Origin of the sequence: Clostridium sardiniense (genome assembly GCF_016907995.1) — a bacterium.
GTDB classification, from domain to species: Bacteria; Bacillota; Clostridia; order Clostridiales; family Clostridiaceae; genus Clostridium; species Clostridium sardiniense.
Genome location: NZ_JAFBDA010000043.1, coordinates 1 through 10,992, shown reverse-complemented (window position 1 = coordinate 10,992; position 10,992 = coordinate 1). Strand labels below are relative to the sequence as shown.

6 protein-coding genes and 1 rRNA gene are annotated in these 10,992 nt (G+C 29.3%); all 7 read left to right on the top strand.

What is annotated here, in order from left to right; translation table 11 throughout:
- Window positions 1-94: ribosomal RNA gene (gene rrf, locus JOC62_RS18780) — 5S ribosomal RNA — on the top strand; the annotation flags it as partial.
- A 259-nt stretch (window positions 95-353) separates the two neighbouring features.
- The gene (gene glgB / locus JOC62_RS18775; RefSeq protein ID WP_204596799.1) at window positions 354-2,324 is read left to right on the top strand and encodes a 1,4-alpha-glucan branching protein GlgB; all 1,971 of its coding nucleotides are present in this window, start codon (window positions 354-356) and stop codon (window positions 2,322-2,324) included.
- A 19-nt stretch (window positions 2,325-2,343) separates the two neighbouring features.
- Window positions 2,344-3,774: a glycogen synthase GlgA gene (gene glgA / locus JOC62_RS18770; RefSeq protein ID WP_204596798.1), complete on the top strand. Its 1,431-nt coding sequence runs from the start codon at window positions 2,344-2,346 to the stop codon at window positions 3,772-3,774.
- Between the two features lie 35 nt (window positions 3,775-3,809).
- A complete protein-coding gene (locus tag JOC62_RS18765; protein ID WP_204596797.1) occupies window positions 3,810-6,242 on the top strand; it encodes a glycogen/starch/alpha-glucan phosphorylase in 2,433 nt (810 codons plus the stop codon).
- A 13-nt stretch (window positions 6,243-6,255) separates the two neighbouring features.
- Window positions 6,256-8,079 (top strand): glycoside hydrolase family 13 protein, encoded by a 1,824-nt coding sequence (locus JOC62_RS18760; RefSeq protein ID WP_204596796.1) that lies wholly within the window; start codon window positions 6,256-6,258, stop codon window positions 8,077-8,079.
- Between the two features lie 102 nt (window positions 8,080-8,181).
- Complete coding sequence (locus JOC62_RS18755) at window positions 8,182-9,381, top strand: glucose-1-phosphate adenylyltransferase (RefSeq protein WP_204596795.1); 1,200 nt, start codon at window positions 8,182-8,184, stop codon at window positions 9,379-9,381.
- A 46-nt stretch (window positions 9,382-9,427) separates the two neighbouring features.
- Window positions 9,428-10,534 carry a glucose-1-phosphate adenylyltransferase subunit GlgD gene (gene glgD, locus JOC62_RS18750; RefSeq protein ID WP_204596794.1) on the top strand — a complete coding sequence of 369 codons (1,107 nt, stop codon included), beginning with the start codon at window positions 9,428-9,430 and terminating at the stop codon, window positions 10,532-10,534.
- Window positions 10,535-10,992: the final 458 nt, after the last annotated feature.

Sequence of the window (10,992 nt, the reverse complement as noted above, 5' to 3'; positions counted from 1 at the left end):
AACACTCCTTCCCATTCCGAACAGGAAAGTTAAGCTCTATAGCGCCAATGGTACTGCACGGGAGACTGTGTGGGAGAGTAGGACGTTGCCAGGTGAGTAATGAAAAGAGATAGTTTAATTACTATCTCTTTTTTTGCGTATGAAAATATATAAATTAATTTTAGGTATATAAATATTTTAAAGGTCGAGAGTTAGATTTTGTCTAAATTTCGGCCTTTATCAATTTTCCTTATAAAATTTGAAAAAAACCACTTGAAATTGTAAAAATTTAGACTATGAAATAAATGGAGTATGAAGGGGTTAAATGTTATAATTGTAAAGTAATGTAAGGATATAAGTAAGGAGGGGGTAACATGGTACAAGCAACAAAGAAAAAAGCAACGGTTAAAAAAGGACAAATAACAGACTTTGATAACTATTTGTTCCATGAAGGAAAAAATTACAATAGTTATAGATTTATGGGAGCTCACAATGTTATCGAGAAGCGGAAGAGAGGGGTTCGATTTACTGTTTGGGCACCTAAGTCAAGTTGTGTTTATGTAGTTGGAGAGTTCTCAGATTTTAAGCCTGTTGAAGAATATAAGTTAGAAAAAATAACAGAAATGGGAATATGGAGTTTGTTTATTCCTGCACTTAAGGCTGGGGTTAAATATAAATATTACATCATTAATCAATGGGGGACTAATGGTGTATATAAGGCAGACCCATATGCTTTATTATCTGAAATGAGACCTAATACAGCATCTATTGTTAAAGAAGATGTGAAATTTAAATGGACTGATAGAAAATGGATAAATAAAAGAAATAGAACAAATGTATATGAAAGTCCTATAAATATATATGAAGTACATCTGGGTTCATGGAAGATGAAGAATGGTGAATTTTTAACATATAGTGAATTAGCTGAAAAATTAACTAAATATGTTGTAGATATGGGCTATACACACGTAGAACTAATGCCTCTTGTTGAACATCCATTAGATGCCTCTTGGGGTTATCAAGGAACAGGGTACTATTCTCCTACTAGTAGATACGGTAATGCAGAAGAACTAAAGGAATTAATAAATTTACTTCACAAAAATGATATTGGAGTAATCCTAGATTGGGTACCAGGACATTTCTGTAAGGATGAGCACGGACTGTATATGTTTGATGGAAGTCCAACATATGAGTATGAAGAAGGATGGAAAGCGGATAATAAAGGTTGGGGTACCTTTAATTTTGATTTAGGAAAGCCAGAAGTTAAAAGTTTTCTTATATCTAATGCACTATATTGGATTAGGGAATTCCATATAGACGGGTTAAGAGTTGATGCAGTTTCAAATATAATTTATTTAAATTATGGAAGGAATGAAGGCGAGTGGAGACCTAACATATATGGAGGAGATGGTAGCCTAGAGGGGATACAATTCTTAAAGGATCTAAATACAGCAGTTTTCTCTGAGTTTAATAATTTATTGATGGTAGCTGAGGAATCAACATCATGGCCAAATGTATGTAAGCCTATTGAAGATGGAGGTCTTGGATTTAATTTTAAATGGAATATGGGATGGATGAATGATACTTTAGAGTATATAGAACTTGATCCTATATATAGAAAGTATCATCATAATAAATTAAATTTCTCTATGATGTACAATTATTCAGAGAATTTTATACTACCTGTTTCACATGATGAAGTTGTTCACGGAAAGAAGTCATTAGTTGATAAGATGTGGGGAGATTACTGGAATAAATTTTCTGGGCTTAGATTATATTTAGCATATATGATAGGTCATCCAGGAAAAAAACTTCTATTTATGGGTTCAGAATTTGGTCAATTTATAGAGTGGAGAGAATATGAAGAACTTGAATGGAAGCTTATAAATGAATTTGATATGCATAAAAAATCCAATGAATACTGTAAAGACTTGAATAAATTCTACAAGGAAAATAGTGCCCTATGGGAATTAGACTATGATCCTGAAGGATTTACTTGGATAGATGCAGACAATAATGATCAAAGTATACTTATTTTCATGAGGAAAGGTAAGCAAGAGAAGGATACATTAATATTCATATGTAACTTTACTCCTGAAGTTTACTATGATTTTAAGATAGGTGTACCTTATTTAGCAGATTATAAAGAGAAATTTAATACAGATAAAAAGAAATATGGTGGATCTGGACAGGCTATGAGAGCAACGTTAGTTGCAGAAGATGAAGGGTATCACAATATGCCATATTCTATAAAGGTAAAGATTCCGCCTATGGCTGTATCTATTATTGGAATTGAGAAATTTAATAAATTAGCTATTGAGAATAAAACAATTATAGAAAAATAAATAAGGAGTGAACTAAATAATGAAGGTTTTAATTGCTGCATCGGAAGCCCATCCATTTATAAAGACAGGTGGGCTTGGAGATGTTATAGGAGCATTACCTCAAGCACTAAAGAACCTAGGTATTGATGTTAGGGTAGTAATCCCTAATTATAGGGATATAAAGAAAGAAATAAAAGAGGAGTTAAAATTTATAAAGGAATTTACAGTAAGGGTAAGCTGGAGAAATCAATATTGTGGAATATTAGAGTATGAATATAAAGGGGTAAAATATTATCTTTTAGACAACGAGTATTACTTTAAAAGATCAGGATTATATGGATATTATGATGATGGAGAAAAGTTTGCATTCTTTGATAGAGCTGTCCTTGAATTCTTAAAAGAAATGGACTGGAAGCCTGATATAATACATTGCAATGATTGGCAGACAGGAATGATTCCAGTACTTCATAAAGTAGAGTATAAGAATAATGAGTTCTTTAAAAATATTAAAACTATAACCTCTATACACAATTTGTTTTTCCAAGGTACATTTTCACCGGAAATACTCCCAGAGCTTTTTGGATATGACTATCAGTTATTTGAAAATGGTAGTTTAGAGTTATATGGAGGGGTAAGCTTTTTAAAGGGAGCTATAAATTATTCAGATAAAATTACAACAGTTAGTAGAACTTATGCAGAAGAGATAAAAACTCCTGAATTTGGTGAAACATTAGATGGATTATTAAGATATCGAGGAAAAGCACTTAAAGGTATAGTGAATGGAATTGATTATGATGAATATAATCCAGATACTGACGAGTATATATTCAAGAACTATTCTAGTAATACATTAGGTTACAAGAAAGATAATAAAGAAGCCCTTCAAAAGGAACTTGGACTTAAAGTCGATAGAAATATACCTATGGTTGGAATGGTATCTAGGCTAACACATCAAAAGGGATGTGATCTAATAATAAATATGATAGAAGGTATATTAGATCAAGACATTCAAATTGTTATATTAGGAACAGGAGATTATATGTATGAACATAGATTCAAAGATCTTCAAAACAAGTATCCAGATAAAGTGTCTGCAAATATAATGTTTGATAATGGATTAGCACATAGAATATATGCAGGATCAGATATGTTTTTAATGCCATCATTATTTGAGCCTTGTGGACTTGGACAATTAATAGCTTTAAGATATGGATCTGTTCCTATAGTTAGAGAAACTGGTGGACTTAAGGATACAGTTACTTTTTATGATGAGACTACTGGCGTTGGGACAGGCTTTGGATTTAAAAATTATGATTACAATGAGCTTAAAGGAACAATTGAATATGCATTAAGGGTATATAAAAATGATAAAAATTGGCAAAAATTAATACTACAGTCTATGAATTCTGATAATAGTTGGAATAAATCCGCTATAGAATATAAGGAAATGTATGAAGAACTAATAGGCTGATACTCAAATTTTGAGATATCAGGAGGAATTAATTAATGCCAATAACCACAGAAATATTTAAAAAAGATTTTGAAGAAAAATTTTCAAAGATGTATGCTAAGGAACTTAATGAAGGTAGTGATTTAGAAAGATATCAAGCATTAGGAACTTTAGTTAGAGATTATGCTACAAAGGATTGGATTGAAACTAACAATAAATACAAATCTTTAGAAAATAAAGAAGTATATTATTTTTCTATGGAATTCTTACTTGGAAGATTACTAGGAGACTCTTTACTAAATTTAGGTATAAGAGATATTTGTAAAGAAGGTTTACGAGAATTAGATATAGATTTAGAGGTTCTTGAAGAAATAGAGCAAGATCAAGGGCTTGGAAATGGTGGACTTGGAAGACTTGCAGCATGCTTCCTAGATTCTATGGCATCTTCTGGTATTCCTGGACATGGATGTGGAATACGCTATAAGTATGGATTCTTTGATCAAAAGATTATAGAAGGTAGTCAAGTTGAAGTAGCAGATAAGTGGCTACAATCTAAAAATGTTTGGGAAATAAGAAAAGAAGATAAGTTTGAGATTGTTAAATTTGGAGGAATAGTTATAGCAAGAAATATAGATGGTAGATTGAAATTCTATCATGATGGATATGAAGTAGTTAAGGCTGTACCATATGATACTCCAGTAATAGGATACGAAAATAATGTAGTTAATACTTTAAGACTTTGGAGTGCAGAATCTATTGAGGATAACTTCGATTTTTCATCTTTTAATAGAGGAGAGTATGACAGAGGAATAAATAATAAAAGTTATGTGGAGTCAATATCTTATATACTTTATCCAGAAGATTCATTTTATGAAGGTAAATTACTTAGATTAAAACAGCAATATTTCTTTGTATCAGCTGGACTTCAAAGTATCATAAGAAATTATAAAAAAAATGGAGGAAATATTAAAAAACTGCATGAAAAAATATCTATTCACATAAATGATACTCATCCAACACTTGCTATACCAGAACTTATGAGAATATTAATTGATGAGGAAGAATTAGAATGGGATGAAGCTTGGAATATAACTAAAAATACTGTTTCATACACTAATCATACGATACTTGCAGAAGCGTTAGAGAAGTGGCCAGTGAATATGGTTCAAGAATTACTTCCAAGAATTTATATGATAATAGAAGAAATAAACAAGAGATATTGTAGTATGCTTTGGGATAAGTATCCTGGAGAATGGCATAAAATTTCTAGTATGGCCATTATATCTGATAACTATGTGAAGATGGCAAATCTAGCTATAGTAGGAAGCCATAGCGTAAATGGAGTTGCGAAACTTCATACAGAGATTTTAAAAAATAAGGAAATGGCAGATTTTTATGAATTCTATCCTAATAAATTTAATAATAAAACAAATGGTATAACTCATAGAAGATGGCTTATAAGAAGTAATCCAGACTTAACAGCATTATTAAAAGATACAATAGGTGATGAGTTCATCAAAAATCCAATGAAATTAGTAAATTTTAAAGAACATTTGAAAAATAAAAATGTAATAGAGTCACTTTATAAAATAAAATATAAAAATAAAGAAAAATTAGCAAAAGAAATTTATAAAGAAAAAGGAATAGTGATAGATCCAAATTCTATTTTTGATGTACATGTAAAAAGAATACATGCATACAAAAGACAAACATTAAATTGTTTAAGAATAATGGATTTATATAATAGGTTATTAGAAAATCCAAATTTAGATATAGTTCCAAGAACATTTATATTTGGTGGTAAAGCTGCACCTGGATATCATCTAGCAAAAAATACAATTCAATTAATAAATGCTATTGCAGATAAAGTTAATAATGATCCAATTGTTAAAGATAAAATAAAGGTAATTATGATGGATAATTACAGAGTATCATTAGCAGAAAAAATAATAAGAGCAGCTGATGTAAGTGAGCAGATATCAACTACTACCAAAGAAGCTTCAGGTACATCCAATATGAAATTCATGATGAATGGCGCTATAACAGTAGCTACTTTAGATGGAGCTAATATAGAAATAAGAGATGAGGTCACGGATGATAATATAATAATTTTTGGTTTAACTTCAGATGAAGTTCTAAATTATTATAAAACATGTGATTACTCTTCTTTCGATATATATAACAATGATAGTCGCATAAAAAAAGTATTAGATAATCTAATAGATGGAAAATACTCAGAAGACAGGAATAAATTTAGAGATATTTATGATAGCTTATTAATTTATAATGATGAATTCTTTGTACTGAGAGATTTTAATGATTATATAAAGGCTCAAGAAAGAGTAGATAAGTTATATAGAGATAAAGAAAAATGGCAAAGAATATGTGGTATTAATATAGCCCACTCAGGTATATTTTCATCAGATAGAACAATAAGAGAATATTCTAAAGAAATTTGGAATACAAAAGCTTTGTATAAAAGCGAATAATTAGGGGGCTTTTATGATAGAGAGTAGTATTTTTCATAATTCTCATAATTTAAGTTATAGAAAACCATTTGGAGCAGTTGATATTGGGAAATATGTATCTATATCAATAGATGTAGATATAGATGCAGAGGTATATCTAAATTTAATTAAATTTGATTTATCTAAATATAGAAAGTTGATGATAAAAGAAGATGATAAATCCAATAGATTTAATATAGAGATAAATACGGATAATCTATGTGGGGTAAATAATTATTATTTTGAAATTATTTATAATAATGAAATTATATATTATGGAAATAATGAAGATGAATTAGGGGGAATTGGTAAGCAATATGTAGGCAATCCTAAAACTTATCAATTAACTGTATATAAGGAGAGAAAAGTTCCAAGCTGGTATAAAGAAGGTATTATATATCAAATATTTGTAGATAGATTCTGCAATGGTAATGATGATGGAAAAATAAATAATCCTAAAAGAAATAGTTTTATATATGGAAATTGGGATGATTATCCTATGTATATTAAAGATGAACATGGAAATGTAGTAAGATGGGATTTTTATGGAGGAAATTTAAGGGGTATTATAAAAAAGTTATCCTATATTAAATCCTTAGGAGCGTCAATTATATATATGAATCCAATATTTGAAGCTATAAGTTGTCATAAATATGATACAGGAGATTATGAAAAAATAGATGAAATGTTTGGAACTGAAGAAGATTTTAAGGCATTATGCTATGAAGCAAAAAAGCTAGATATGAAAATTATATTAGATGGAGTATTTAGCCATACTGGATCAGATAGTAAGTATTTTAATAAGTATGGTAATTATGATACCTTAGGTGCTTATCAGTCAAAGGAATCTAGATATTATAATTGGTACAGATTTAATGAATATCCAGATAAGTATGAATGTTGGTGGGGATTTAATAATCAACCCAATATAGATGAATTAAATGAGGATTATATAAATTATATAGTTAAGGATAATAAATCTATAATATCCAAATGGATGAATTTAGGGGCATATGGTTGGAGACTAGATGTAGCAGATGAATTGCCAGATGAATTTATAAAAATTATAAAAGATAAGATGTTAAATGTTAATAATGATAGTGTTTTAATTGGAGAAGTATGGGAAGATGCATCAAATAAAGTTAGTTATTCTAAAAGAAGAGAATATTTCTTTGGAGATGAACTTGACTCAGTTACTAACTATCCACTTAGGGATGTAATAATAAAATGCTTAACAGGTAGTATTAGTACAAAATATTTTGCTAAGAGGATAATGAGCTTATACGAAAATTATCCGATAGAAAACTTTTATAGCAATATTAATTTACTAGGAAATCACGATACCGAAAGAATATTTACAATGCTAGAAGAAGATAAAGAACTTCTTAAATTAGCTATAGCAATACAAATGACTATACCAGGTGTACCTTTAATATATTATGGCGATGAGGTAGGTCTTACAGGAGGAAAAGATCCTTATAACAGAAAGACATATCCTTGGAAAAGTCCCAATACAGAAATATTAGATATATATAAACGCTTAATAGGTATAAGAAATAATGAAGAGGTCTTAAAAAAAGGGGATTTTAAATTTATAGATAATACAGAAGGATTGATTATATATAAACGTATGTATATGAGAGATATGATTACCATAATAATAAATCCTTATAATAAAAAAATAGATTATAAATTAATTGGTATAGAAAAATTAGCTTATGATCTTATAGACAATAAGAAATATGAAAATAACAATAATAAGCATATAAATATAGAGTTAAATAAAAGAGAGTTTAAGATAATAAAAAGTATGATTTAATTATTGTGGCACTAGGAAGAAGATAACCTAGTGCCAATAAATAAAGCATGATAAAGTTTATCTTTAAGGTATAGAAGTGAAAAGGGAAGGGGAATACATTATATGGGTAATAAAGAAATCGTAGCAATGATTTTAGCAGGTGGACAAGGTTCTAGATTAGGGGTGTTAACTAAGAATCTAGCAAAGCCTGCAGTACCGTTTGGGGGGAAATATAGAATAATTGATTTTCCATTAAGTAATTGTGCAAATTCAGGAATTTATACAGTAGGAGTATTAACACAATATAAGCCATTAGAGCTTAACTCACATATAGGAATTGGAGATGCTTGGGATTTAGATAGAAGAGATGGGGGAGTTGCAATACTACCACCATATCAAGAAGAAAAGGGTGGAGATTGGTATAAAGGAACAGCTAACGCTATATATCAAAATATTGAATATGTAGATAGATATGACCCTGAATATGTACTTATATTGTCAGGAGATCATATTTACAAAATGGATTATGATGAAATGTTAGACTTCCATAAAGAAAAGAATGCTGATGTAACAATAGCAGTTATAGACGTTACGATGGAAGAGGCTACTAGGTTTGGAATAATGAACACGAGGGAAGATCAAACAATATATGAATTTGAGGAAAAGCCAGAACATCCAAAGAGCACTAACGCGTCAATGGGAGTATATATCTTTAATTGGAAAACACTTAAAAAGTATTTAAGTGAAGATGAGTTAGATGAAACATCAAGTAATGACTTTGGAAAAAATATAATACCTAAAATGCTTAATGAGAATAGAAGAATGGTAGCTTATCCATTTAAGGGGTACTGGAAAGATGTAGGAACAATAGATAGCTTATGGGAAGCTAATATGGACCTATTAAGGAAGGATGACGAGTTAAGTTTAAATGATAGGGATTGGAAAATATATTCAAAGAATCCAGTTAGGCCAGCACAATATATTGGAGAAGATGCTAAAGTTAAGAATTCTTTAATTACAGAAGGATGTTTAATAAATGGTAATATAGAGAATTCTATAGTATCACAAGGGGTATATGTAGGGAAAAATACTGTTATTAAGGATTCAGTTATAATGCCAAATGCACGTATAGAAGATAATGTAGTTATAGAAAAAGCTATAGTTGGTGCTGATGCTGTTATAGGAAGAGAATGTAGAGTTGGTAATGGAGATAACATTGCAGTAGTTGCTGCAAATGAAAATTTAGAAACTGAGGTAGTATCTAAGGATATGGGATTAGATATAAGACCAAGAGGAATATTTGTAGAAGAAAAGTGCTGCTAATAATATAGATGTTTAAAAAGATAGCTGTTGATGAGAGGGTGGTTTTTTGAATAATTGTTTAGGAATTATAAATTTAGATGAAAATGAAAGAAGAATGGGTGAATTAGTCAGACATAGAACATTAGCATCAGTGCCTATTTCAGGAAGATATAGAGTAATAGATTTTGCTATATCAAATATGGCCAATTCAGGAATTGAAGGTATAGGCATATTTACAAAGAATAAATCAAGGTCCTTAATAAATCATTTAACAAACGGTAGGCCATGGGACCTTCATAGAAAAAAAGATGGACTTAGAGTATTTAATTTTGGAAACTATGAACCAGAATATGATGATGTACACAACTTTGCTGATAATATAGAATTTATAAAAAATAGTAGAAGAGAGTATATATTGTTAGCACCATCATATATGGTATGTAATATAGATTATAATGACCTTATAAAAAATCATATAAAGAATAACAATGATATAACAGTTGTATATAAGTCTGTAGATAATGCTGATAAAAGTTTTATTGATTGTGAAGCATTAAATATAAATGAAGTAGATAGAGTAATAAGTATTGGCGAAAATATAGGAAGAGAAAAAGAGGCTAATATTAATATGGAAATGTATATAATGAAGACTGACCTTTTCATTAATATAGTTTATGATTGTATAAAAAGTGGAGTATATAGAAAGATACGAGAATATATAAGTAGAAATTTAAATGATCTTAAAGTTGGTGCTTTTGAATTCAAAGGATATTTAGCTTGTATAAACTCTATTAAAGCTTATTTTGATGCAAATATGGACCTTTTAAATCAAGATATAAATAAAGAATTATTTTATGATAAGAATCCTATATACACAAAATCACAAGATGAGGCTCCAACACAATACACTGAAATAAGTAATGTGGTTAATTCAATTGTTGCTAATGGATCTTATATTGAAGGAACAGTTAAGAATTGTATTATAGGAAGAAGAGTTAGAGTAGGAAAAGGAACAGTTCTTGAAAATTGCATTATAATGCAAAATAGTGTAATAGAAGAGAATGTTGGAATGACTAAGGTTATTGCAGATAAGGGAACTATAGTAAATGAAAATCAGAATATAAATGGAACAGAAAATTATCCAGTTACGATTCAAAAGAGAAAAGCTATTTAATATATAAGAAGAGGTGATGAATTGTCACCTCTTTTTAATATACACAAAAGTATATTTGCTAAACTTTACCTAGTGTATCAATAGTAGAATTATAAAGATAAACGTAGTAATATAGAGTATTATAATAATAGATTATTCAAATAGAAATATATAATGGTTATATAGTGAAGATATATGGTATCATTAGTTTCGTTGCTCAAGCGAAAGCAAAGTAAACATGGTAAATATGGCATTAGAAAATGTCGAAAAATGTTGACAAGTAATCGTTTAAGTGATATACTAATTAAGTCGCTAAGGGGAGTAGGAAACACCTTGAAACTCAGAAAAAAACTTCTGAAAAAAGATGTTGACATAAAACTTCTAAAGTGATAAGATAATCAAGTCGCTTGAAGGCGACGAGATAAAATGGTCTTTGAAAATTGAACAGAATATATAAAACATTTAAACAACCAGCAATT